The following is a 24,708-nucleotide window of genomic DNA, read 5'->3' as shown; positions in this document are numbered from 1 at the left end:
TGCTTGACCGGTTGTGCATCCGCTGCGACCACCTCAAGTGCTGCCGATGGTGTATCCGCTGCAACCGCCTCAAATGATGCTAAACGTGCATCGGCTGCCACAGGTTCAAGTGCTGCCGGTTGTACATCCGCTGCAACCACCTCAACTGCTGCCGATCGTGCATCTGCCGCCACCGCCGCAAATACCTGCTGCTTGAGGAAGTGTCGCCAGCTGATCGGTGCGGCAGCCAGAAACGTCGTGAGCAAGGCATAGCGTGCCGGTGTCCATAGCTGTTCAAATGCCGTGCGGGCGGGGCCGTGATCAAAGTGTTGCCGGGGCTCGGTACGCATCTCAGCACGCAAATGGGCTGTTGTAGCCTCATCTACTTCACCCTTAACAATCGCCACACCATAGCTATCACGCGCCATCTGCACTGAAACAAATCCACAGCGCACATCCTGCAATACCGCAGCCGCGTCTCGCTCCACCGGCAGACCATAACCGCCAGCCCCCGGGCCACGGACTTCAATGATATCGCCCGGTTGGCAGCCGATGACATCGGTGTTGCCGTGTTCGATAGCCGAGCCGTTTCGCCATGTGCGGAAATGCGACAAGGCGCCCGATTCGCCGCCCAATACGCCAGCCGAGGCAAACACCGATCGATTGCGGTTACGCGCCGTGACCGTGGTATTAGGTGCAAAAACTTCAAACACCATTTCGGTGGCAAGGCCGCCGCGATAACGGCCTGCACCCGCGCTATCAGTCGCTAAACCGTAACGATGGAAATGAATGGGCACTTCCGCTTCGTTAATCTCAATTGGCGTATTTTTCAAAAAGGCCGACAAACCCCCAGAACCATCAGGTCCATCATGACGCGGCGTGCCACCCGCCCCGCCGCCCACCGGGCCCAGCGAGGCCACCACGCTGCGATTCTGGCTGTCGCTGGTGCGAATGTTCATGATGGAATTACCGCCAGGCGAATTTGCGGGCAAGCGATCGGGTATTGCCTGAGAGAACACGCCAATGGTGGCAATCTGCGACAAGGCGCAGGTTAGCGAACGCATGCCCACCGCGGCTGGCGCTTCACAGTTCATTACTGTGCCTGGCGGCAAGATGGCACGTGTGGGTCGCAGCGTGCCTGCATTAAGCAACAGATTGCGATCCAATGTCGAGAGCACATACGTCACGCCCACCAGCGCCAGCGGATGCCGCTCACGACCACCGGTCGGCATATTCAGCGATGACGCTAACTGCGGGTCGCTACCGGTGTAATCCAGTTCCAGCGTGTCGCCGGTGATGCGCAGCGTGATCGCCACCCGGCACGGATACCCACCTTCGCCATCCTCATCGGCAAAGTCGGCATAGAAATACTCCCCATCTGGGATAGTGGCGATAATGCTGCGCGCCTGCGCTTCCGCATAATCGAGAATCCCCTCAATGCCATTCAGGAAATCATCAATACCAAAGCGCGCGATGATATCGTGGATCTTGCGCTCGCCCACATTCACCGACGCAATCTGTGCTTTGAAATCTCCCCAGTTTTGATCCGGCGCGCGCACGTTCAGGCGCATAATGCTAGCTACTTCTTCATTCAGCTCACCGTTACGCACAATTTTCAGCGGCGGAATACGGATCCCTTCCTGCACGATGTCGGTTAGCGAGCGCGAAAGCGAAGCGGGCACCGCTCCGCCTACGTCGGTGTTATGAATATGACCCACCACAAAACACACTATTTCGCCTGCGTGGAACACCGGCTTCCAGATATGAATATCCGGCGAGTGCGTTGCCACGTTACCTGCGTAGGAGTCGTTGGTGATGCAGATATCCCCCTCCTCATAGCTATCGATTAATGCCAGTACCGGTTCGTAATCGATGCCGCTGTACCAAGGGGCACCAAAGCTACGCGGCGAAGCGAACGCCATGCCGTCACGGCTGACGATTTGGCAGGAGAAATCCTCCGTCTCTTTAACAAACGTCGAGTGCGCGGTGCGCATCAGCGTAAACGCCATGGCATCCGCGGCGGCAGCACAATAGTTAGCTAAAATTTGCAGGTTGCGTCCGTCAATTGCCATGTTAGTTCGCCTCCACAGGGGTGATCAGCAGATTGCCAAAGTTATCTACGTCCACCTGCATTTCCGGCGGTACGCACGTTGTGCAGTCATCCTGCGCAATGATCACTGGGCCCTGTAAGTGATGCCCGGCACGCAAGCTGGCGCGGAGCACCACATCAACCTGATGCGAGGCGCCATCGATCCACGCACTCACCTGCTTCGCCACTTCAACCGGCGCAGCGGCAGTGGCCAAGGTATTGAGTGTCGGTTTAGGAGTAGGCGATGCAATCACCAGCCGCAGATTGATAATTTGCACTGGTGCACTGGCATCAAAATGGCCAAACAGCTGTTGATGCTGGCGATCGAATGCATCATGCAGTGCAGCAACATCCGCCTGCGCCAGCCAATTGGGATCCAGTGCCACTTCGATCTCAAACGACTGGCCGCGATAACGCATGTCGGCGCTGTAGTGAAGGGTAAACGGCATATGGGCACCGTGCTGTTCAGTCAACCAGCCACGCGCACGTTGGCTCAGGGCTTGCGCTTCAGTCGCCAGACTGTCGGCCAGCACGGCATCGAGATCGCTATACAACGTGCGAATAAAGTCATTGCGGATGTCGGCCACCAGACCGCCCAGCGCTGACAACACGCCCGGTGTCGGCGGCACAATCACCCCTTTCATGTTCAGTTCACGGGCGAGGAAGCAGCCCATCATCGGACCGGCACCGCCAAAGGCCAGGAACCAGAACTCACGCGGGTCCAGCCCAAAGCGCGACAGCAATCCACTGGTGTCACCGTACATGCTGGAAATCGCCAGCTCAATGGCGGTTTCCGCGGTCTCTTCCACTGTGATACCTAACTGATCTGCCAGCGGCTGCCAGGCGGCACGCGCTGCGGCAACATCCACTTTCACAGCGTTGTAGCCGAGATCGCCATGGCCGATCATGCCACAGGCAGCAAAGGCATCGGTGGCAGTGGGTTGCGTGCCGCCACGCTGGAAGCACACCGGACCGGGCAAGGAGCCGGCGCTATCTGGCCCCATTTGCAGCACGCCTTGATTGTCGATCCACGCCAGCGATCCGCCGCCTTGGCCTACCGAGGTGACGGCCACTGACGGAATATAAATCGGGAAATCACCGATGATTTCACCGTTGCCCTGCGCCACTTGCCCATCGACGATCACCGCCACATCCGCGCTGGTGCCGCCAATATCCAGACTGAGGATTTTGTCAAAGCCGCAGGCGCTGGCGAGGAAGCTGGCACCAATCACACCCGATGCGGTCCCCGACAACACCATCTGCACGCATTCGCTTTTCGCCTGTTCAACGCCCATCACACCGCCGTTGGATTTAGTAATACGCGGTGGCGGCTGCACGCCCATGGTTTGCAAGGCGCGTTCAAAGGATTCAAGGTAGTGAATCACCATCGGCTGCACATAGGCATTAATGGTGGCGGTAATGGTGCGTTCATATTCGCGGATGATCGGCCAGATATCTGCCGAACAGGAAGTGAGAAGTTCAGGTGCCACCTCTTCAATGATGGCTTTCACCGCAGCTTCATTGTGGCGATTGCGATAGCTGTGCAGCAGCGATACCACAATCCCCTTGCAACCCGCTGCCCGCGCTTGATCAATCGCTTCCAGCACGCTCTGACGATCCACCTGCTGCAACACGTTGCCATGGCGGTCAGTGCGCTCTTTGATGGCAAATACCCGGTCGCGTGAAATGAGAGGGGCGGGACGGCGTGAGAACAAATCATGGATATGCGGGATCTTGAGGCGAGCCAGCTCAAGTACATCACAAAAGCCGTCGGTGGCAAACAGGGCCAGCCGCACCCCGCGACGCTGGATCACCGCGTTGATGCCCACGGTGGTGCCGTGGGTAAAGTAGTCAATATGCTGTGGTTCAATACCATCGCGCTGCTGCAACTGCGCCAGTCCGGTAAGAATTTCACTTCCTGGTTGGTCTGGCCGTGACAGCACTTTTAGGGTGTGAATCTGATTGGTTTGTTCATCCAGCACGGCGAAATCCGTAAACGATCCGCCAATATCAACGCCAACGCGGTAACCCATGGTGAGAAAACTCCGTTATCAGGAGAGAGGAAATTCCATCAGTTTTTGTGGATCCTGCACCACACGCCAGCCAAGGCGTTGATACAGCTGATGGGCATCATTGGTGGACAGCATCCAGCGGTGCACGGTGGCAAGTTCCGGGTGCGCACGCACGCAGGTTGCCAGCCAGCTTCCCAGCCCGTGACCGCGCCAGTTCTCGTCGATCATCACATCACATAGCCAGCCGAAACGGGTGTAGTCCGTCACCAGCCGTGCAAAACCAATTTGCTGCTGTTGGTGATACACGCCAAACGGCAGTGAACCGGCAAAAGCGCGTTCGGTTTTGGCGCGTGGCTGGTCCTTGGCCCAATACGATTTATCCACCAGCTGTTGGTGGATCCAGTCCATATCGAGGCGCTGACGTTCGGTGGAGATAGTGAAGTCGTCGCGCTGCCACAGTTGATCGGCAATGGTTAAGACGGTCATGGCAACTCCTTGTAAAGGGATAAATTAAGTGTACGGATGAGCAGGCACACGGCGCGCGTGAAGCCATGGCCTGAACAGTAAAGATAAAGGGAATTTTGGTTGGGTAAAAAATTTTATGCTGTGAGGGTTTGAAGACAATATTGGGTAGCGGCGCAATTTGCTCGGTGCTTTCCAGCGCCAGGGTTACTGAATGAAACCCGCGCGATACATCGCGCCGCTACAGCTTAGTGTGCGGGACAAATCACACACCAAAATCCACGGGGTTATGCTTGGCAATCAGCGATCGTAACGGCACGCTGCTTTTCATAATCGGTGACTTAATCACGATATAGCTGAAGTACTTATCGATGCCGATTTGCGCGTCGAGCATCTTCTCAATGACTTCCTGGTAATGCTCAATGCTGCGGGTAAGAAAACGCAGCAAATAATCATAGCCACCGGTAATCAAATGGCACTCCATTAACTCATCCACTTCGCGCACCGCATTTTCGAATTTCATAAAATCTTCACGGCGATGCCCCGAGAGTGTGACTTCGGTGAATACCGTCACAGAGTCGGTGATTTTGGTCAGATTGATGTGGGCTTCATACCCGGTGATAAAACCGGCCTGTTCAAGACGTTTCACCCTTTGCAAGCAGGGACTCGGCGAAAGTCCTACGGCGTCGGCGAGATTAACGTTGCTGATACGGCCATCTTTTTGTAATTGCACCAAAATATTAATATCGATGCGGTCGAGTTTCATTAAGCCGTTCATAGCACCCCTCATTGTTGACCAATTGCGCAGGTTGTTACGATGGTATAGCACGCTTTGACGTGGCGGCGCTAGCGTGAGCGCGCACCACGTCTTGTTATGGTCTAGTGAATAATTCCAGAAATATCAATGAGGAAGCGGGATTTATCCTAAACGACCGCTGGCGCGTGCCAGCGCAATATCAAAGATATGCAACGCTTCTTCCAGCTGTGAATCTGTCGTTACCAGTGGCGCGAGGAAGCGCACCACATTGCGGTGCAGCCCGCACTTAATCAGTAACAGACCTTCCTGGCAGGCGCAGTCGAGAATTTTCTGCGTCATCGCCGCGTCAGGACGTTTGGTTTCAAAGTCGATGATCTCCACCGCCTGCATAAAGCCGACACCGCGCACTTCGCCAATGCAGGCATATTTTTCAGCCAGCTGTTGCAGACGCGCATTGAGTTGTTCACCCAGTTGATTACTGCGCGCTAGCAGGTTGTCATGCTCAAGCAAATCCAACACCGCAAGTGCTGCAGCACAGCCAAGAGCGTTCCCACCGTAAGTCCCGCCGAGCCCGCCCGGCATCGGCGCATCCATGATCGCGGCTTTACCGACCACACCTGAAATAGGCAAACCGCCACCCAGGCTTTTCGCCACCGTCACCAGATCCGGAGTGATACCCAGTTGCTGGAAGGCAAACATGGTGCCGGTACGGCCGAAGCCGGTTTGCACTTCGTCCAGAATCAGGACAATGCCGTGTTTTTCCGTAATGCGACGCAGCGCCTGCATAAAGTTAGCCCCAGCAGGCAGGAAGCCACCATCACCCTGAACCGGCTCGATGATGATCGCGGCCACACGCTCGGGCAGGATCTGCACGGCAAACAGTTGCTCCAGTGCTTGCAGGCAGTCGTCGTCGCTGACGCCGTGATACGCATTCGGATACGGCAGTCGGTAAACCTCAGACGCAAAGGGTCCAAAGTTCTGTTTGTAGGGCTGGCTCATGCCGGTCAAGGTGCAACCCAGCAGCGTACGGCCATGAAACGCGCCATCAAAGGCAATAATGCCGCTGCGATTGGTATGCGCACGCGCAATCTTCACCGCATTTTCTACTGCTTCCGCGCCGCTGGTAAAGAACACGCTTTTGTAAGCCTCGCCGTTGCCCACTAACGCATTCAGGCGCTGAGCTAACTCGATGTAACCTGGATAGGCCACCACCTGGAAGCAGGCGTGAGACACTAAGCCGAGTTGCTTAGTGACCGCATTAACCACCGCCGGATGGTTATGCCCTACGTTAAGGACACCGATGCCGCCGACAAAATCGAGATAACGATTGCCCTCGACATCCCACACTTCGCTGCCTTTAGCCCGTTCAATCACCAACGGATGCGCGGTGACCACACCACGTGGCACGTTCTGCTCACGTGCATCCAGTAACAGGCCGTTATCGGTATACGTTTGCTGCTCCGCCATGACATTCTGCATTTTAAAAACCCTCATCCACGTAACGTTCGGTTGGCTCAAGTATCGCAACCCGTTGGTTTCTCACGCTGCCGTAATCAGCAAAGCAGCGGCATTTCCTGTCAAAATCTTCTGCCAATCAGCAGGGAAATTCTGCACGCAGTGCGTGGCGGGCAATGGCCGTCAGTGCCTGAATACCGTGCGGGATCAGTGCGTCGTTAAAATCGTAAGCGGAATGGTGCAAGGGCTGACTTGGCGCGGATCCCAGCCATAAATACGCCCCCGGTTTCGCTTGTAACATAAAGGCGAAATCTTCCGATGTCAGCGCCGGTTGTTTAGCCGGCTGCGCCGTCATGCCCGCCGCAAGCAGCGCATCAAGCGCGACCTGTGCGGCGGCAGCATGGTTCACCGTAGCCGGGTAATAACGCAGATAGCTCACTTCGGCCTTTAAGCCGTGTGCCGCTGTGACATGCTGCGCCATCTCCCGCAGGCGATGTTCAATGATGTCTTGCGCTGCAGGACTGAAGGTACGCACCGTGCCAGTAATAGAGGCTTCCGCGGGGATCATATTGTGCGAGAAGCCGCCCTGCATGCGCGTGACGGTTAACAAACCGGGTTCGCAGGGATCCAGCGCTCGCGCCACCAGCGTATTGAGTTGCACCACCAACTCGCTGGTGGCCAGCAACGTGTCCCGCGTCAGATGCGGTTGCGCAGCATGACCACCGCCGCCTTTTACTGTGATATCGAAACGATCGGCCGCGGCCATGATGGCGCCCGCACGCGTTTGTGCTTCACCAAACGGCAGTTCCGGCCAGTTATGCAAGGCAAACACCGCATCACAGGGAAATTGCTGGAACAGACCGTCATCAATCATTGCTTTTGCACCGGCCAAGCCCTCTTCGGCTGGCTGGAAGATAAACACCAACGTGCCGTCAAAGCCACCCTGCTGCGCTAACTGGATCGCCGCACCCAGCAGCATCACCGTATGGCCATCATGACCGCAGGCATGGCAGATATTGGCGTGCACACTTTTCCACGGCTGGCTGCCGTTATCCTGCATCGGCAGTGCATCCATATCCGCGCGTAAGCCAATCATGCGTGAACCCGTTCCACACTTGAGGACGCCGATGACGCCGGTTTTACCCAAGCCGCGATGGACTGCAATGCCATGGTCCTGCAACACCTGTGCCACGATGTCGCTGGTACGTGTTTCCTGATATCCCAGTTCGGGATGGGCGTGCAGATCCCGCCGCAGTGCGACTAATTGTTCCAGTTGCATCTCAATATCCCCGGTTGCGATCGATAAGGCCGACCATCGGTTCACCGCGTTGATAGCGGCGCAGATTGTCCAGCAGCGCCGCCACTGCGCTGTCGGTTTGCGTCTGGCTGGCGATATGCGGCGTGAGCCAGATGGCAGGGTGCTGCCAGAAGGGGTGTTCCTGCGGTAACGGTTCCGGTTCGGTGACATCGATTACTGCGGCACTCAGTTGCCCGCAGTCCAACGCCGTCAGCAGATCGTCATGATTTAATTGCGGGCCACGCCCCACCTGGACCAATGCAGCACCGGCAGGTAACTGCGCAAACAGTTCCGCGTTGAGCAAACCGCGCGTGCTGTCAGTCAGCGGTAACAGGCACACCAGAATATCGCTGTGTGCCAGAAACTCAGCCAGTTGCTCAGCGCCATACCAGCAGCGAACCCCCTCGAGTTCACGCGGTGTCCGGCTCCAGCCAGCACAGTCAAACCCTAATGACACCAACTGCTGCAAAGATGCCTGGCCGAGTTCCCCTAAGCCCATGACCCCCACCCGCCGCTGACTGGCGGTACGAATGGGGTGCGTTTGCCACTTTGCCGCGCGCTGCTGCTGGAAATAGCGCGGCATATCGCGATGCAAACCCAGCACGGCAAAGGTGACGTACTCGACCATGCCCTGGGTCAGGCCGGGTTCGATCATCCGTACCACCGGCAAATTGGGTGGCAGTTGGCTGAGATCGAACTGATCGGCTCCCGCACCCACCGACAGCAGCGCTTTGAGATTGGGAAACGTCGCCATGACATCTTCCGGCGGTTGCCAGGCCACCAGCAGTTCAACCTGTTCTGCGTCACCGACATCTGGCCAGATATGCATCTGCACGTCCGGTGCATGTTGTGCCAGCCAGCGCTGCCAGTGTGCTCCGCGCGTCGCTTCTGATTTGTAAACGATATGCATCAGGCCATCGCCTGGGTCATCAACCCAAACGCCTGCATCTCACCGGCTTGCGGTGACCATGGCGTTCCCCGGTACATGGTGGTGGGCGCGTCGACTTTGACCAACCCCAGGTTTTCCAGCCAGCTCGCCAGCGGTAGAGCCGCATCGGTGTCGATGCGCACGAACTCGCCGCGCAAACCCTGCATCAGCGCGGCAACCAGCGCCTGTGCCACTTCGATATTACGCGCAATCACTGGGCCAATCGCCCAGCCGTGACCAAAGCGGCGCAGGCTGGCAAAACCTTGCACCCGCTGTTGGGCGTCTTGCAGTAATACGGTTTGATGGTCAGCGATCAGCGTTTGCATCAACTGGGGACGCCACATACCGTGAGCCTGATGGTCTAATTCGGTGAGTAAATCGGCTTCATCCGCATCGACATTACGCAACGTCAAACCAGTGGGGATGCTCACCGCAGGCACCGCCGCCAGCTCACGCGTCTGGTGCTGCTGAAGGGTGCCCGTAACCTTGAAGCCGAGCTTCTCATACAGCCCCTGGCCCATTTCAGTAGCGTGCAGACGAATCACGTAGTCTGGGAATTTTTCCATCACCGCCAGCATCAGCTGCTTGCCAATGCCGCGCCCCTGGCAGGCAGGATTCACCACCACCAAGCCAATGGTCGCTGCGTGATCACCCCAGCGCCAGCCAAAGGCGCTGCCGACAAATTTGCCCTGCTCCTCAGCGACCACGCCTTCACCCAACGCCAACGCCTGCTGCCAGTCTTCACGACGATGCGGCCACTTAAGCTGTTGGGTGATGGCATAGCCGTGTTCAATATCGTCCTGCGTCATGGCGCGTAATGTGATCATCTGCTGCTCCTTTCATGTAAAACGCACCAGCGACGTAGCAGCGCAATTTATTGCGTGGGCGGTTTCGCCATTGATATGCGCAATGAATCGCGCCGCTACGAATGCCGTGATTTTTTTATTCTGCCTTAAGCACTTCTTCGTGCTCATCCAACCAGCCTTGACGCAGCTCTGGCACAGCCCGTTTAAGACGTTCGAAATACAGCTCGCTGGTCGGCTTATCGTAATCAGCACGAGAAATTTGCGTGACAATACGGCCCGATTTCATCACCACGATATCGTCGCAAACTGCACGCACCGCGTGCATATCATGGCTGATAAACAGCACCGACAAGCCCAATTCACGACGCAGTTCGCTGATCAAATCCAGCACGGCGGCGGCCACCACCGTATCTAATGCCGATGTGACTTCATCGCACAGAATCAGATCCGGCTCGGCCGCCAATGCGCGCGCCAGATTAACACGCTGCTTCTGCCCACCGGAGAGCGCCCATGGGCGACGCCACAACACCGAGCGCGGTAGTTTGACCAGATCCAACAGCAGGTGCAGACGGCGCTGAAGTTCGGCCCCTTTCAGCCCATGAAACAGTACCAACGGGCGTGTCAGAATACGTTCAACGCTGTGTGCCGGGTTCAGCGCGGTATCCGCCATCTGGAACACATACTGGATACGTCGCAGTTCGTTATCCGGGCGTTTATGCATGTCGCCATTGATGTAGTGACCATTAAACAGAATATGACCGTGGCTCGGGGCATTTAGGCCCGCAATCGCATGTGCCAACGTGGTTTTACCCGAACCCGACTCGCCGATAATGCCAATCGCCTGCCCTTTCCATAGCTTCAGATTGATATCTTCCAGAATCAGCGTTTTCGGTTTTCCCTCACTATCACGCGGGCCATATCCGGCACTGAGATCGCGCACTTCCATCAGCGGCGCTGCATCTGCTTCTGCGCAGGTCCAATGACTCTCGCGCTCTTTCTGACGTGCGGCATCCATCAACAGCTGGGTATATTCAGCCTGCGGTGCGCCAATCAAACGTTCGGTGGTTCCGTACTCCGCCATCTTTCCACGCAGGAGCACCAGAATACGATCTGCCAACTGCGCCACCACCGCCAGATCGTGGCTGACATACACTGCGGTTACGCCACGTTGCGCCACCACGCGACGAAAGGCTTTCAGCACCTCAACCTGGGTGGTGACATCCAGTGCGGTCGTCGGCTCGTCAAGGATCACGACATCAGGGTCGCCAATCAACGCCATCGCCGTCATCAAACGCTGGAGCTGACCACCAGAAACCTGATGGGGAAAACGGTCGCCAATGGTGTCAGGGTTCGGTAACGCCAGCTCGCGAAACAGGGCTATTGCCTTCTCTTTCGCCGCTTTACGTTTCATGGTGCCGTGGATGACCACGGGCTCAATGACCTGATCGAGAATACGCATGCCGGGGTTAAAGGAGGCAGCAGCACTCTGTGCAATGTAGGCCACCTTGTTGCCGCGAAACTCACGTAGTTGTCCCGGTGACAAGCTGCGCACGTCGGTACCGGCCAGGTGGATGTTGCCGTCCGCGATGCGACAGCCGTGACGGGCATACCCCATCAGCGCCATGGCGATGGTGGTTTTACCGGAGCCCGATTCACCAATTAGTGCCAGCACTTCCCCTTTTTGCACCGTAAAACGGATGTCAGAAACCAGATCGATCTCTTCACCTTTATCGGTCTGCGCCGTAACGCGCAGGTTTTCTACCGAAATCACTGGCATCGCAGTATGTGGTGTCACGTTCATGCTCCCTCCTTCGCCAGCGTCAGCGGACGCATCTGCTGGAGGCTGTCGATAAACAGGTTGGCACCAATTGTCAGGCTGGCAATCGCGACCGCAGGCATTAACACGGCGGGCGATCCATTAAACAGTCCTTGCAGGTTTTCGCGCACCAGTGTGCCCCAGTCGGCATACGGCGGTTGAACACCTAAACCGAGGAAACTTAAGCCACTCAACAACAGTACAATGTAAACAAAACGCAGGCCGAAATCGGTGAGCATCGGATGCACCATATTAGGCAGGATGTCATGAATCGCGATGTACCAGCGGCTTTCACCACGCAACCGTGAGGCGCGTACATAATCCATATTGCGCAAACTGCTGGCCATGGCGAAGGCGATGCGGAAGGCACCAGGCCAATAGGTGAAGGTGGCCGTCAAAATCAACATAGGCAGTGAAGAACCAAACACCGCCACAATCATCAGCGACAGCACTTTACCCGGCAGTACCAACATCGCGTCGTTAATACGACCCAAAAGCTCTTCCAACCAGCGCCCCGCCACCGCCGCCAACAGCGCCAGTAAGGTGCCGATGAGGCTGGCACCCAACGCGGCAGTCAGCGCCAAGCCGATGGAGAATTTCGCGCCATACAAAATACGGCTCAACATGTCGCGGCCAAGGTAGTCGGTGCCCAACAGATTATCGGCGGTCATGCCACCCAGCATCGGGCCACCGCCGATATCGTCGATGTTATGCGGTGCCAGTTGGTTACCAAACACCGCCATCGCTAACCAGAACAGTGACATCAGCAGGCCGATACGACCGGAGATCGACAGCGCCTGGAAAATACGTACAGGAAGCAGCAAGCTATTCATCAGCTCCTCCATTTCGGGTTAAAGGCAATGGTCAGCACGTCCGCAATCAGCAATAACACCAGATAGCAGGCGGCAAACATCATCACACAGAGCTGCACCACCGGCAGGTCACGATTGCTCACCGCATCCACCAGCGCACTGGCAAGGCCGGGGTAGCTGAAGATGGACTCGATGATGATCACACCACCGAACAAGTAAGACAGGCTGAGTGAAATGGCGTTGGCAATCGGCCCCACCGCGTTAGGCAATGCATGGCGCAGCACCGCACGCAGTGGTGATACACCTTTCAGCAGTGCCATTTCGAGATACGGGCTGTCGAGCTGATTGATGATCGCTGAGCGCGTCATGCGCGCCATCTGTGCCACTAATACGCAACACAACGTCAGCACCGGCAGTGCGTAAGCCTTAAGGTAACTGATCAGACCCATATCGGGGCTGCCAAATGACATCGCCGATACCCAATGCAGTTTGACCGCGAAGATTAATACCGCCACCGTTGCCACCAAGAACTCGGGCACTGCCACGGTTGCCATGGTGCTGATCACCAGGAAACGGTCCAGTGCTGAGCCACGTGTCATGGCCGCGAGAATGCCGATCACCAGCGCCAGCGGCACACAAATCACTGTGGTTATGCCTGCCAGTTCCAGCGTGGCGGGAATACGCTGCGACACCAGCTGCGTCACTGGCAGATGGCTGGCAAACGAGGTGCCGAAATCACCGTGCAACATCCCGCCAAGCCAGCTGAAGTAACGCATCAACAACGGCTGGTCGAGACCCAGCTGCTGGCGTAACGCCGCCACCGTTTCCGGCGTGGCGTTTTGCCCCAGAATCATCTGCGCGGCGTCGCCGGGCAGCAGGCTGGTGATAAAAAACACCACCGCCGAGACGATAAGCAAGGTCAGGATGCCGGCGCCTGCGCGCCGGGCAATCAGAAACAACATGTATCGGTTCATCGGCGTTCTCCTCTAACGGGTGACGAATCAGGCTTTCAGCCAGGCGAACTCATGGAAGCGGTAACCCATCATCATGCCGCTTGGCCAGGCTTCGACGCCGCCCACTTTTTTGCTGTAACCGTCTAGCGTACTGATAAAGGTTGGAATGATGGTGCCGCAGTGGTCGTAGATCAGCGTCTGCATATCGCCATACATCTGTTTGCGTTTGCCCTGATCGCGCTCGCCACGAGCCGTGACCACCAGCTGATCGAACTGATCGTTTTTCCAGCCTGATTCGTTATTGGCCGCGCTCGACATGTAGAACTGTGAGAACAGCATATCCAGCGTGGGACGTGGGTTGATGGAGCCGTAGCCAATGGGATCTTTGGTCCAGTGCGTTGACCAGTAACCGTCATACGGCACGCGACGTACTTTGATGTTAAGACCGGTGTTGCGTGCCACTTGTTGAATCAACTGACCGCCTTCCACTGCGCCTTCGATGTTTGGCGTGGTGATGATCTCCACCGTTGCGCCCTTCATGCCCGCTTTCTCGATATGGAATTTGGCTTTCTCAGGATCGAGCGCACGGGGTTTGAGATCGGCGTTAAACAGCGGATGCCATGGTGGCACTGGCGTATCGTTACTGATATCGCCATAGCCCTGTAACACGGTTTTCAGCACGATGTCGCGCGGTTGCAGGTACTTCATTGCCAGTACGAAATCTTCACTGCTACCCGGCTTCATGTCGGTGCGGATGATCAGGTTGGTGTACATGCCCGCCTTGCTTTCCAGCACCGCGAAGTCTTGCGTGGCTTTCAGACGATTACTGTCGGCTGCGCTCAGCGTGGAAACGATATGCAAGTCACCAGACATCAACGCATTGACGCGTGCCGCCTGGTCGGTGACGCCCAGCAGTTCGATTTCGTCGAGATGCGGCAGGCCAGGTTTGAAGTAGTTCGGATTCTTGACGCCAACCGAGCGCACGCCCGGTGAGAACTCTTTCAGTTTGAACGGCCCGGTGCCGATGCCTTTGCTGAAGTCTTTGGTGCCATCCTGCACAATCAGGAACGGCGCACTCGCCAGCATATAAGGCACGTCAAAGTTGGCACTGCTCAGTTCGAGCGTCACTTCGTTATCGTTCACCGCCGTGAAGGTTTTGAACTGATCGGCCAGCTTAAAGGCGTTGGAAGCCACAGCCGGATCTTTGTGGCGGCTGAGTGAGTAAATCACGTCTTTGGCCGTGAGCGGTTTACCGTCGTGGAACGTCACCCCTTTGCGCAGTTTAATGTGCCAGGTGATGCCGTCGGCAGATTCCACCGATTCCGCTAAGCCCGGCTGAATAGCAAGCTTTTGATCGAGTTCGGTGAGACCGCTGTAAACCATGAACTGGCGGGTGTAGTCGCCGCTGTTGTTGCCTTTGGCCGGGTCAAGCGTATCCGTTGCCGAGGCGTTGGACATGGCTGCGCGCATCTTGCCGCCTTTCACCGGTGTTTCAGCCGCAAAACTCATCTGCGGAAAACCTATTAAGCCGCTGCTCATCACTGCACCGGCTGACAACAACTTCATCAGGCCACGACGAGACATGGACCCTTCGGTCAACATGCGTGTCAGGGCCGGATTCACAGCGTCAGACTCTTTATTGAATTTACTCATCTGCACACCCTCAAAATGAAAAGTTGTTTGTTTTGATAATCGTGCGTCCATCAGGTCGCCATTAATGGCGACCCTACGAAACCTGATAGACCCCTGCATTAATACCAATATCGATGACACCGCAGGTGTTCGCATTTATGCGCACCGCCACGAAAACGACCATCAGCCTCGCATTCATGGCGACCTGAAAAATCCCACCGCAGGTGTTCGCATTTATGCGCACCACCACGAAAACGACCATCAGCCTCGCATTCATGGCGACCTGAAAAATCCCACCGTAGGGTGCGCATTTATGCGCACCGGGTAGCCATCACGACAGCCGATCCTTAGCCTTGTAATACAGCCCCGCGAGAGGCAAAAACCAGGGTTTCCCGTGGTAACCGGGGTAGCGCGGGCCATGTCTCGCGCTGCCAAGGGTTTTCGTTACGCTTTTCGGCCAACAGATCGGCCATGACACGCCCCATCCACACCGACATCTGCGTGCCATGGCCGCTGTAGCCGAGTGAATAGAACACGCCTTCGTGCTCACCCGCATGGGGCAGGCGATCGGCGGTCATATCCACCATGCCGCCCCAGCAGTAATCGATGCGCGATTTTCCCAGCTGTGGGAACAGCGCCGTCATCGCGGCACGCAATACCTCACCGCTGCGGGTATCCGAGGTCGGATTGCTGACGGCAAAGCGGGCGCGGCCGCCAAACACTAATCGACGATCTGCCGTGGTACGGAAGTAGTTGCCGATATTCAGTGAGGTGACGTAAGTGCGATCTTTCGGCAGCACTTGTTGAATCAACGCATCACCCAGCGGTTCGGTGACCACAATAAAGCTGCCTACCGGCACAATACGGCGCTGGAACCAAGGGAATGGCCCCTCATTGGAGACGCCGGTGGCCATCATCACTTTCTCGGCGATGATTTCGCCCTGCGCAGTGGTCACGCGGTGACGATGCCCTTCAATGCGCGTTAAGCCGGTAACGGCGTGATGCGGGAAAATCTTTGCCCCCGCCTCAGCCGCCGCATTGGCCAGGCCAATACCGAACTTGCCCATATGCATTTGGCCGCCGCGCTTTTGCAATAAGCCACCGTGGAAGGCATCACTCCCCACTTCACGCCGAATCTCATCTTTGCCAATCAGCTCGATTTCCGGATCGACGGTGTCGCGCATCAGCTGCCAGGCACTGCGCAGGCCGGGAAAGTGCGAGGCTTTGCTGGCCAGCTTCAGTTTGCCGCACAGACGAAAATCGCAATCAATTTGCTCATCACGAATCAATTGTTCGACATAGCTCACTGCGTCGTCATAAGCGCGGTAAAAGCGACTGGCTTGCTCAATACCCTGGCTCTCCACCAGCGAGGCGAAGTTCTGCGCCACGCCAGTATTACAGTGCCCGCCGTTACGCGCCGAGGCTTGGCTCATCATTTCAGCGCTCTCGAGCAGCACCACGTTGATGCCGCTGCGCGCCAGATTGAGCGCGGTTGAGACGCCAGTAAAACCGCCACCAATGACGACCACATCAGCGACCGTCGGCAGCGCGCCGCTGGCCGCGCCGGTGAAGGCCGGTGCCGTGGATTGCCAGAATGATTCGAGTTGCATCGCCGCCTCCAGACTTAGAGTCCAACCACAGCGGGCAGACCGCCGATGTCTTTAATCTCAGTGTATTCGTAAGCTGGGTTGGCCGGATCGTGACCCCGGTTGACCCACACTTTGTTTTTGATGCCCATGTCGTAGCAGGTCATCAGGTCATAACGCAGGCTTGAGGAAACATGCAGGATCTCTTCCGGTCCGCAGTTCAACTTATCCAGCATGTACTCGAAGCCCTTCATCTGTGGCTTGTACGCACCCACTTCTTCAGCAGTAATGGTCATGTGGATCGGCGCGCCGAGACGTGGCACGTGATGAGGAATCAAGTCGTCCATTGAGTTGGTGAGCAGCACCAGTGGAAACTCTTTCGCCACTTTTGCCAACCCGGCCGGCACATCAGGATGCGGACCCCAAGTGGCGCAATCGGTGTAAATGAAATCGCTGTCAGCCTGGCTCCACTGCACGCCCCATTTTTTGCAGGTGCGCTGCAGCGCATCGCTCACCACATCGTAGTAAGGCTTCCACGCCCCCAGCACCTCATCGCGGCGATAGATAGCGAAATCGGTGGTGAATGCCAGCATCTCCTGCGGCGACACGCGATCTTTAAAGCAGCGCTCTGCCGCGCCAGCCATGTCAAAGTTAATCAGGGTGCCGTAGCAATCAAAGGTGATGAATTTCGGTTTAAACAGTGCCATGACGCGACCTCGTCGTTGTCTGATACGTGAATTTAAAAATCGATTAATACACTCTTCTGGCGCTGACAGGCCTGAAATGCCTGACGTCCCAGATCCTTGCCAATACCAGAGCCAAGGAAGCCTCCAGTAGGAATAATAAAATCACCGGAGCGGCCATAACGGTTGATCCAGACGGTGCCGGATTCGATGGCACGCATCGCCCGCATGGCACGCGGCAAACTCAGCGTATGCACGCCTGCACATAATCCGTAAGTCTCATGCGCGGCCCGCGCCAGACCTTCCTCTTCGCTATCGAACTCCTGCACGGTCAGCACCGGGCCAAAAATCTCTTGCTGCACCGCCGGGTTGTCTGCCGCCACACCGCACAACAGGGTGGGCTGCCAGAACCAACCGCCGTCGGTATCGGCGAAGCGCTCACCGCCCACCAGGACTTCGGCGCCCTGCGCTTTAGCTTCAGCAATCACTGAGGCTACCTTGTTGCCTTGGCGCTCATCGATCAGCGGCGCATAACGGCTGCTGTCTTGCCAGGTCATGCCCGGACGGGGTTGCTGACACAAGGCGACTAAACGATCCAACAACGGCTGCGCAATGCCGCGCTGCACAATCAAACGGGTGCCTGCCACACAAGCCTGACCACCGTTAGCCGTGAAGCCACGCAGAATACGTTGGGCCAACACATCAATATCGCCTGCATCATCGAACACCAGCTGTGGGCTTTTACCGCCCAACTCCAGCGTGACTGGCTTCATGCCGTGCTGTGCAGCATCACTCATGATGCGTGCGCCCGTTACGGTTGAACCGGTGAACGAGACTTTGCGCACCAGCGGATGGGTCACCAGCGCGCTGCCAGTCACCGCACCGCTGCCTTGCACGATGTTGAGCACGCCAGCAGGTAACCCGGCCTGAACGGCCAGCTCCGCCATGCGGACGGTAGAAAGCGGGGTCAGCTCTGATGGCTTCAACACCACCGCATTCCCAGCCGCCAGTGCAGGGCCACATTTCCATGAGGCCATCGACAGCGGGAAATTCCATGGGGTGATGGCGCCAATGACACCGTAAGGCTCCGACACCAACATACCCAGGCTGCTCTCTTGCGTCGGGAACAGGTCGCCACTGTATTTATCTGCACACTCGGCGTAAAAGCGGATGGCTTCGGCAGTGAACGGAATTTCATGCTGCACCACATCGCTGATCGGTCGGGTTGACCCCAAAGCTTCCAACTGAGCCAGCAGCAGGTCATTCTCAATCAGGTCTGCCCAGCGACGTAACACCCTGCCACGCTCGCGCGGTGGGCAGCTGCGCCAGCCGCTGGTTTTCAGCGCTTCATGAGCAAGGGTAACAGCACGATCAACATCGCTGGCCTGCGCTTCGTTCAACTCGGCATAAACTTTGCCATCAGACGGCCGTTTGACGGCGAAACGTGCGCCCTGGGTGGTGACATGTTGACCACCAATATAATGGCCAATTGGAAGAGAAACTTTTTCAGGGTCGAAACTTAACATGGAAAATTCCTTATTTGTTACACCCATCACATGTACGCCAATTAACGATTTGCACTACATTTATCTGTCACGTTAATAAGCTAATGCAGAAAGTATGCCAGCCCAGTAAAAAATAAAAATGCGTAAAAAACACCCCAGAAAAATTTTCTGCCGTATTGGAGAGGGAAAATTTGTGGAATTGCCGAAGGAATAAACAGATGATTTACTTCACAAAATTCGTGCATCCCTACGGTGCAACTCGCACGAAACTTGCACTAAAACGGGGATGAGCGGGAAAAGTATGACGGCGCGCACAAAATAAAACAGCGCCGGGAACCTGAGGCTACCGGCGCTGATTAGGAAATTGATGAAGAATGTCATTATGCGCAATGAATTGTGCCGCTACCTATTTGTAGCGACACGATTTAACGCGCGTTACTGCATTCACAGACTGCCAATATGAAACGTTTTCTGCTCAAGATACTCTTCAATTCCATAGCGCGAACCTTCACGTCCTAATCCGGATAATTTAATTCCGCCAAAAGGTGCCGCATCCAACGATATCGCGCCAGTATTAAAACCTACCATGCCAAATTCTAATGATTCCGCCACACGCCAGGCTCGACGTATATTCTCCGTAAAGAAATAAGCACCTAATCCATACGGCGTATCATTCGCCATGCGTATCGCTTCCTCTTCCGTATCGAAGACAAAAAGCGGTGCGACCGGACCGAAGGTTTCTTCATGCGCAATACGCATACTGCTGGTGACATTACCTAACACGGTCGGCTCGACAAACGTGCCGTTCGGTGCACTGATCCCCCCACGCAGCAAGGTCGCCCCCTGGCTTAGCGCATCATCGATATGGCTGTTCACCTTCTCGACAGCGCGATCGTTGATCAATGGCCCAATCGTACTACTGGGTTCAAAGCCATCCCCTACTTTAAGGGTTGCCACTGCCTCAAGGAGTTTCTCGCTGAAACGCTCATAAATACCGCGTTGCACCAAAATGCGGTTGGCACAGACACAGGTTTGTCCAGCATTGCGGAATTTACTCGCCATCACGCCGGGAATCGTGACATCCAGATCGGCATCATCAAACACGATTAGGGGGGCGTTACCGCCCAGTTCCAGGCTGAGACGCTTGATGCTGTCGGCGCTCTGCTGCATCAACAACTGTCCTACGCGGGTTGAACCGGTGAATGAAATTTTACGCACCGTGCGGCTGGCGGTCAGGGTGCTGCCAATTTCCGTCGGTAAACCGGTAAGCACCTGCACGACCCCGGATGGGAAGCCAGCACGTTCGGCCAGTACCGCCAGAGCCAAGGCGGAAAGCGGTGTCAGTTCGGAGGGCTTGACGATAATCGGGCAACCTGCGGCCAGTGCCGGAGCCACCTTGCGGGTGATCATCGCAATGGGGAAATTCCACGGCGTTATCGCCGCCGCAACCCCGACCGGTTGCTTCAATACTAAAATACGGCGATCTTCGCTGGGTGCAGGAATGGTATCACCATAGATGCGACGTGCTTCCTCGGCGAACCATTTCACAAAGCTGGCACCGTAGAGCACTTCGCCCTTCGCTTCGGCTAAAGGTTTTCCCTGCTCTGCGGTCATAATGATCGCCAGATCATCCGCGTTATCGATAATCAGCTGATGCCACTTATCCAGCAGAGCTGCACGCGTGGCATTGGGGGTTTTCCCCCAACTGGCACGCACCGATTCGGCATAATCTATTGCCTGTTCGGTTTCGGCTGCACCCAGTGCAGGAATAGTAGCAATTTGTTGTTGAGTGGATGGATCGATGACCGGCAGCGTGGCCCCCGCATGGGCGTCCTGCCAGCGTCCACCAAACAGCGCCTGTTGGCGCAACAGTTCTGCATCTCTTAATTGAATTCGCGACATTTTCATCCCCTTTATCCTGTTCATTTCACTGTAACGTGGCACAGCAGTGCAGGATGTTTTTCTACGAGGTGGAAACTGGGCTGGGATGCGTTTTAGGGCGACAAAAGAAATTTTATGCTGCACCGAATGCGTCATCGTTTACGGTGAGGTTTGTTGCCAGGGGCGCATGAATGCGTCATCAATTACGGTGAGGTTTGTGGCCAGGTGCGCATGAATGCGCACCCTACGGGGAAATGTAGGGTCACCATTCATGGCGACCTGAGAGGTTAAATCTGGAAATCGATGGCCGGTTCATCTTCCGCTTCATAAGAGAGCGCCTGACGTTTAATCTCCTCCAGCGACAGATTTGCATTACATAACTCAAGGAACTGCCATACATAATTGCGCTGAAGCTGGCCGCGCTTCAATCCCAACCATACCGTATTGGCATCAAACAGATGGTGGGTGTCGATTTTCACCAAATCTTCACCTTCATAGATGTCACACGCCTGGTCAGCCAGGATGCCGACGCCAAGACCCAACTCAACATAGGTTTTCACCACATCTGAATCCTGCGCGCTGAGCACAATATCCGGTTTTATACCCGCTGCCTGAAATGCCCGGTCCACGCGAGATCGCCCAGTAATGCCCTGACGATAGGTAATTAATGGATGGCGGCTCAGACTGGCCAGCGTGACGGGTTGATGCTGTAAAAGTTCATGCTCGTGCGGTACCAGCAAGGAGTGATGCCAGCTAAACCACGGAAACGCAGCGAGACTGCTGTTATTCACCAACTGTTCGGAAGCAATGCCAATGTCTGCTTCACCCGCCAACAACATGGTCACAATCTCTTGTGGCGATCCCTGATTCAGCTCCAGACGAACGTTCGGATAGAGCTGACGAAACGCTTTAATCACACGAGGTAAGCTGTAACGAGCCTGGGTGTGCGTGGTTGCAATCGTCAATACACCGCTGGTTTCATTGGTAAACACATCCGCCAGACGACGTACTTTGCCGGCTTCATCCAGAATGCGTTCAGCAATGGTCAACAGCGCCTTGCCCGGTTCAGTCATACCCAACAGCCGCTTACCGCGACGAATAAAGATTTCGACGCCGAGTTCATCTTCCAGATCACGAATATGGCGGCTAACCCCAGATTGTGAGGTAAACAGCGTGTTCGCCACTTCTGTCAGGTTGAATTCGCAACGTGCCGCTTCGCGTATAATTTTAAGTTGCTGGAAATTCACACCCTTTCTCCTGTTTCCTGCCTTGTTTCATCCATGTTATGAAGTTGGTGTGATTGCAGGAAATAATAAAAAACGGTGTGTTATGCGTAATAGTAATAAGGTGGGCAAGTGAGTCTAGCGGGATGGGTCCCCTCTCCCGCTCAGGAGAGGGTTAAGCTGCGGGGAAGAACGTTAACCCACTAACATCAATTCACGCTCTTCTGCCACTGGCTTGTTTAGCAACGACAGCAGAATATTTTTCACTGCCTGAGCAGAAGGCGACAGCGGCAGACGCGCTGAAATGTTGAGTGATAAGGGCAGGTTAAGCGATGGGCTGTTAATGCGTGCCATCCACGCATGGGTGGAGCTAACCAATGCACGTGCAGCGGATTCCGGCAGAACAGTGACACCCATACCGCTGGCAACGGCCGCCGTCAGCGTTGAGATTGACTCAATCTCACCAATAATCTTCGCGCTCAAACGGCGCAACGAGAATGCTTCATCAACACGTTTACGCACTGCGCTGTAGTCACGCGGCAGGAACAGATTCATCTGGGCCACCTCCGCTAAATCAACGGTGGCACCAGGGCAGGCTGTGGCACCGACCAGATACAGCTCTTCTTTCATCAGTGGAATGCTATTGATGCCTGCCGTCGGTGCGCGATCATATAACACCGCCATATCCAGCTGGCCATTCATCACTTTTTCGTTCAGTGACGTACCACTGTTCTCGTGGAGATACACCAGCACATCGGGGAATTGTTCACGCACCGTTTGCAACAGCGGCATCGTCAGCGAAGAAGCGGCTGTGCCCGGGGCCAGACCAATCGACACCTGTCCATTTAACGCCTGGCCCGCGTTGATCACAGCGGTTTGTGCCTGCTCACACTGACGTAAGATAGTCCGAGCGTGAGCATAGAGAATTTTACCGGCTTCGGTTGGTGTCACACCACGTTTGGTGCGGATCAGCAGCTGCTGATCAAGTTCGTTTTCCAGCGTAGCAACCTGCTGGCTAAGCGCAGGCTGCGCGATGTGCAACACTTCTGCTGCCTGAGTCAGGCTGCCGATATCGACGATTTTTACAAAGTACTTCAGTCGTCTTAAATTCATATTGCCTCCGTCAATCCCCGAATAACCCGTTTGGGTGTTTGAGCCTGCTGGCTTGTGTTCATAGAGTTGCAATATGCAGGCCAGGTTTATTCGGAGTATAAAAAAACAGGTCCAGAATATTCCTAACGGCACGAAAAATAAGCCTTTCTGATTACCTCTTAAGAGTTAATAAGCTGAGCACATGACACAGAGTGATTAAAAACGAATCAGAACGCACCACCATGGTGCGCAAATTGCGTGGCAGATGTGCAAAAAAGTGATGACCCCAAGCGTCGAGATGGTGCAGAAGTCGCTGAAAGTGACCAAATACGGTCAGAACGAAAGCAAACGCGGGGAAAGGAGCAGGATCAACCAGCGGGAAAACTTATTGTGAGGATAGGCAGCTAAAATGAGACAGAACTCAATAGGCGGAGTTTTGATTCCAACACGCTCAAGGCGATACGCTAAGTCATTCGCGCTGTAACAAAGCTGAAAGGCCGTTTAGATCTGAGAGCACAGATAACTGGTGAACGTGTCATCCGTAAAAAATGAAAAGTTTACAACCTACTCGGAGCAGATACGCTAAGTCATTCGCGCTGTAACAAGGCGGCAAGATTGTTCATCCCCGGGAGCATAGGCCACTATGTGACCGGGGTGAACAAGCGTAGCAAACGCAGTTACAGCGCGAAGGACGACGCGTATCAGCGTTTTTTGCGGTTGCGGTGCATATCGATGGACACTGCAGCGACGATGATCATGCCTTTAATGATGTCCTGCACGTAGGCATCGACACCCACGAAGGTGAATCCGCTCTTAATCAGACCCAGAATCACTGCACCAATCAGTGTGCCAGTGATGCGACCGACGCCACCCATCAGGCTGCTACCACCGATAACTGCGGCGGCAATGGCATCCAGTTCATACGCCACACCCATACTCGACTGGCCACTGCTGACGCGGGCTGCTAACACCACACCCGCCAAGCCAGACAGCGCACCTGCGATGGTATAAACGATAATCAGATACTTGTTAACGTTAATGCCTGAGACCTTGGCAGACGTCATGTTGCCACCAATGGCGTAGACGTATTTGCCATAGCGGGTGTGCTTCAGCGCAATGTGGAACAGGAAAGCCACCACCAAGAAGATAATCACCGGCATCGCACCCTGACCGATAGAGGTGAAACCATCGGACAAGAAGCTGATTGGGTTACCTTGGGTGTAATACTGCGCCAGACCACGCGCGGACACCATCATCCCCAGGGTAGCAATAAAAGGAGGAATACCGGTTTTGGTAATCAGGAAACCGTTCATCAAACCACACAGCAAACCCACACCAATGCCGGCCACAATCGGAATCACGGCAGGTAAGTTAACCAGTGATGGATACATCGGCGTCAGGCTATCGGAGGTTTGTGCCAGACTGGCTGCGACCACCGCAGTTAACGCAATGACTGAGCCGGATGACAGATCAATACCCGTGGTGATGATGACTTGTGTCACCCCCACGGCAATGATGCCGATAATCGCGACCTGTAAAACAATCAGAACTAAACGGTTGGTGTTGAGCAGGAATGACTGGTCACGTACGTACCAACCTGCAATTTCAAAAATCAGTGCAATGCCTAACATCACCACAAAGATGCCCGTGTCCTTCGGCAACTTATGGCGCAGATTGCCAAAGAAAGAGCTAGATTCTGCGGCCTGCGGGGCCGTAATTTTTACGTTACTCATAGATGTC

19 protein-coding genes and 1 pseudogene are annotated in these 24,708 nt (G+C 55.4%); 1 reads left to right on the top strand and 19 read right to left on the bottom strand.

Translation table 11 applies throughout. The features are described 5' to 3' along the window. The 12 genes from HA51_RS14155 to HA51_RS14100 all read right to left on the bottom strand — a co-directional run. Positions 1–2,051 (bottom strand): hydantoinase B/oxoprolinase family protein (locus HA51_RS14155; protein WP_245840216.1); only part of this gene is annotated, 2,051 nt, incomplete at its 3' end. Between the two features lies 1 nt (position 2,052). Further along, on the bottom strand, positions 2,053–4,101 hold the full coding sequence (locus HA51_RS14150) for a hydantoinase/oxoprolinase family protein (RefSeq protein WP_084935244.1): 2,049 nt from the start codon (positions 4,099–4,101) through the stop codon (positions 2,053–2,055). 18 nt (positions 4,102–4,119) lie between these two features. After that, positions 4,120–4,566, bottom strand: a complete 447-nt coding sequence (locus HA51_RS14145; RefSeq protein ID WP_084935243.1) for a GNAT family N-acetyltransferase — start codon at positions 4,564–4,566, stop codon at positions 4,120–4,122. 241 nt (positions 4,567–4,807) lie between these two features. Continuing rightward, positions 4,808–5,320 (bottom strand): Lrp/AsnC family transcriptional regulator, encoded by a 513-nt coding sequence (locus HA51_RS14140; RefSeq protein ID WP_084935242.1) that lies wholly within the window; start codon positions 5,318–5,320, stop codon positions 4,808–4,810. 141 nt (positions 5,321–5,461) lie between these two features. After that, complete coding sequence (gabT, locus tag HA51_RS14135) at positions 5,462–6,778, bottom strand: 4-aminobutyrate--2-oxoglutarate transaminase (RefSeq protein WP_084935240.1); 1,317 nt, start codon at positions 6,776–6,778, stop codon at positions 5,462–5,464. A 115-nt stretch (positions 6,779–6,893) separates the two neighbouring features. Continuing rightward, a complete protein-coding gene (locus HA51_RS14130; RefSeq protein WP_211282943.1) occupies positions 6,894–8,027 on the bottom strand; it encodes a M20 aminoacylase family protein in 1,134 nt (377 codons plus the stop codon). Between the two features lie 7 nt (positions 8,028–8,034). Beyond that, on the bottom strand, positions 8,035–8,961 hold the full coding sequence (locus HA51_RS14125; RefSeq protein ID WP_084935235.1) for a 2-hydroxyacid dehydrogenase: 927 nt from the start codon (positions 8,959–8,961) through the stop codon (positions 8,035–8,037). Next, entirely contained in the window at positions 8,961–9,806 is an 846-nt protein-coding gene (locus HA51_RS14120) for a GNAT family N-acetyltransferase (protein WP_084935232.1), read from the bottom strand. The genes HA51_RS14125 and HA51_RS14120 overlap by 1 nt, the downstream gene beginning before the upstream one ends. 115 nt (positions 9,807–9,921) lie before the next feature. Then, a complete protein-coding gene (locus HA51_RS14115) occupies positions 9,922–11,586 on the bottom strand; it encodes an ABC transporter ATP-binding protein (RefSeq protein ID WP_084935230.1) in 1,665 nt (554 codons plus the stop codon). Further along, a complete protein-coding gene (locus HA51_RS14110) occupies positions 11,583–12,434 on the bottom strand; it encodes an ABC transporter permease (RefSeq protein ID WP_084935227.1) in 852 nt (283 codons plus the stop codon). Before HA51_RS14110 ends, HA51_RS14115 begins: the two co-directional genes overlap by 4 nt. Next, positions 12,434–13,387, bottom strand: a complete 954-nt coding sequence (locus HA51_RS14105; RefSeq protein ID WP_084935224.1) for an ABC transporter permease — start codon at positions 13,385–13,387, stop codon at positions 12,434–12,436. The genes HA51_RS14110 and HA51_RS14105 overlap by 1 nt, the downstream gene beginning before the upstream one ends. Before the next feature lie 27 nt (positions 13,388–13,414). Beyond that, the gene (locus HA51_RS14100; RefSeq protein WP_084935246.1) at positions 13,415–15,019 is read right to left on the bottom strand and encodes an ABC transporter substrate-binding protein; all 1,605 of its coding nucleotides are present in this window, start codon (positions 15,017–15,019) and stop codon (positions 13,415–13,417) included. Between the two features lie 64 nt (positions 15,020–15,083). Between HA51_RS14100 and HA51_RS26965 the strand changes: the two genes are divergently transcribed. Next, complete coding sequence (locus tag HA51_RS26965) at positions 15,084–15,326, top strand: hypothetical protein (RefSeq protein WP_139810687.1); 243 nt, start codon at positions 15,084–15,086, stop codon at positions 15,324–15,326. 3 nt (positions 15,327–15,329) lie between these two features. Here HA51_RS26965 and HA51_RS14095 read toward each other — a convergent pair. The 7 genes and pseudogenes from HA51_RS14095 to HA51_RS14060 all read right to left on the bottom strand — a co-directional run bounded on the left by HA51_RS14095 (position 15,330) and on the right by HA51_RS14060 (position 24,701). Beyond that, positions 15,330–16,608 (bottom strand): annotated as a pseudogene (locus HA51_RS14095) (NAD(P)/FAD-dependent oxidoreductase). Positions 16,609–16,622: 14 nt separating this feature from the next. Then, positions 16,623–17,291 carry a haloacid dehalogenase type II gene (locus HA51_RS14090; RefSeq protein WP_084935221.1) on the bottom strand — a complete coding sequence of 223 codons (669 nt, stop codon included), beginning with the start codon at positions 17,289–17,291 and terminating at the stop codon, positions 16,623–16,625. A 32-nt stretch (positions 17,292–17,323) separates the two neighbouring features. Beyond that, on the bottom strand, positions 17,324–18,793 hold the full coding sequence (locus HA51_RS14085) for an aldehyde dehydrogenase family protein (protein WP_084935218.1): 1,470 nt from the start codon (positions 18,791–18,793) through the stop codon (positions 17,324–17,326). Between the two features lie 423 nt (positions 18,794–19,216). Beyond that, positions 19,217–20,674 carry an NAD-dependent succinate-semialdehyde dehydrogenase gene (locus HA51_RS14080; RefSeq protein ID WP_084935245.1) on the bottom strand — a complete coding sequence of 486 codons (1,458 nt, stop codon included), beginning with the start codon at positions 20,672–20,674 and terminating at the stop codon, positions 19,217–19,219. A 266-nt stretch (positions 20,675–20,940) separates the two neighbouring features. Further along, positions 20,941–21,900 carry an HTH-type transcriptional regulator Cbl gene (cbl, locus tag HA51_RS14075; protein ID WP_084935216.1) on the bottom strand — a complete coding sequence of 320 codons (960 nt, stop codon included), beginning with the start codon at positions 21,898–21,900 and terminating at the stop codon, positions 20,941–20,943. A 171-nt stretch (positions 21,901–22,071) separates the two neighbouring features. Further along, positions 22,072–22,989, bottom strand: coding sequence for a nitrogen assimilation transcriptional regulator NAC (gene nac / locus HA51_RS14070; RefSeq protein ID WP_084935214.1), 918 nt, complete (start codon positions 22,987–22,989; stop codon positions 22,072–22,074). 680 nt (positions 22,990–23,669) lie between these two features. Continuing rightward, positions 23,670–24,701, bottom strand: a complete 1,032-nt coding sequence (locus tag HA51_RS14060; protein WP_084935212.1) for an ABC transporter permease — start codon at positions 24,699–24,701, stop codon at positions 23,670–23,672. Positions 24,702–24,708 lie beyond the last annotated feature (7 nt).

It is taken from the genome of Pantoea rwandensis (assembly GCF_002095475.1).
GTDB lineage: Bacteria > Pseudomonadota > Gammaproteobacteria > Enterobacterales > Enterobacteriaceae > Pantoea > Pantoea rwandensis.
The sequence above is the reverse complement of the archived record's forward strand: the minus strand, read 5'-3'. Positions and strand labels throughout refer to the sequence as shown.

What these genes read in the sequence shown, in the direction of transcription:
- HA51_RS14150 (WP_084935244.1), bottom strand. Translation starts at nt 4,101, where the DNA reads ATGGGTTACCGCGTTGGCGTTGATATTGGCGGATCGTTTACGGATTTC.
- HA51_RS14145 (WP_084935243.1), bottom strand. Translation starts at nt 4,566, where the DNA reads ATGACCGTCTTAACCATTGCCGATCAACTGTGGCAGCGCGACGACTTC.
- HA51_RS14140 (WP_084935242.1), bottom strand. Translation starts at nt 5,320, where the DNA reads ATGAACGGCTTAATGAAACTCGACCGCATCGATATTAATATTTTGGTG.
- gabT (WP_084935240.1), bottom strand. Translation starts at nt 6,778, where the DNA reads ATGCAGAATGTCATGGCGGAGCAGCAAACGTATACCGATAACGGCCTG.
- HA51_RS14125 (WP_084935235.1), bottom strand. Translation starts at nt 8,961, where the DNA reads ATGCATATCGTTTACAAATCAGAAGCGACGCGCGGAGCACACTGGCAG.
- HA51_RS14120 (WP_084935232.1), bottom strand. Translation starts at nt 9,806, where the DNA reads ATGATCACATTACGCGCCATGACGCAGGACGATATTGAACACGGCTAT.
- HA51_RS14115 (WP_084935230.1), bottom strand. Translation starts at nt 11,586, where the DNA reads ATGAACGTGACACCACATACTGCGATGCCAGTGATTTCGGTAGAAAAC.
- HA51_RS14110 (WP_084935227.1), bottom strand. Translation starts at nt 12,434, where the DNA reads ATGAATAGCTTGCTGCTTCCTGTACGTATTTTCCAGGCGCTGTCGATC.
- HA51_RS14105 (WP_084935224.1), bottom strand. Translation starts at nt 13,387, where the DNA reads ATGAACCGATACATGTTGTTTCTGATTGCCCGGCGCGCAGGCGCCGGC.
- HA51_RS14100 (WP_084935246.1), bottom strand. Translation starts at nt 15,019, where the DNA reads ATGAGTAAATTCAATAAAGAGTCTGACGCTGTGAATCCGGCCCTGACA.
- HA51_RS26965 (WP_139810687.1), top strand. Translation starts at nt 15,084, where the DNA reads ATGGCGACCCTACGAAACCTGATAGACCCCTGCATTAATACCAATATC.
- HA51_RS14090 (WP_084935221.1), bottom strand. Translation starts at nt 17,291, where the DNA reads ATGGCACTGTTTAAACCGAAATTCATCACCTTTGATTGCTACGGCACC.
- HA51_RS14085 (WP_084935218.1), bottom strand. Translation starts at nt 18,793, where the DNA reads ATGTTAAGTTTCGACCCTGAAAAAGTTTCTCTTCCAATTGGCCATTAT.
- HA51_RS14080 (WP_084935245.1), bottom strand. Translation starts at nt 20,674, where the DNA reads ATGTCGCGAATTCAATTAAGAGATGCAGAACTGTTGCGCCAACAGGCG.
- nac (WP_084935214.1), bottom strand. Translation starts at nt 22,989, where the DNA reads ATGAATTTAAGACGACTGAAGTACTTTGTAAAAATCGTCGATATCGGC.
- HA51_RS14060 (WP_084935212.1), bottom strand. Translation starts at nt 24,701, where the DNA reads ATGAGTAACGTAAAAATTACGGCCCCGCAGGCCGCAGAATCTAGCTCT.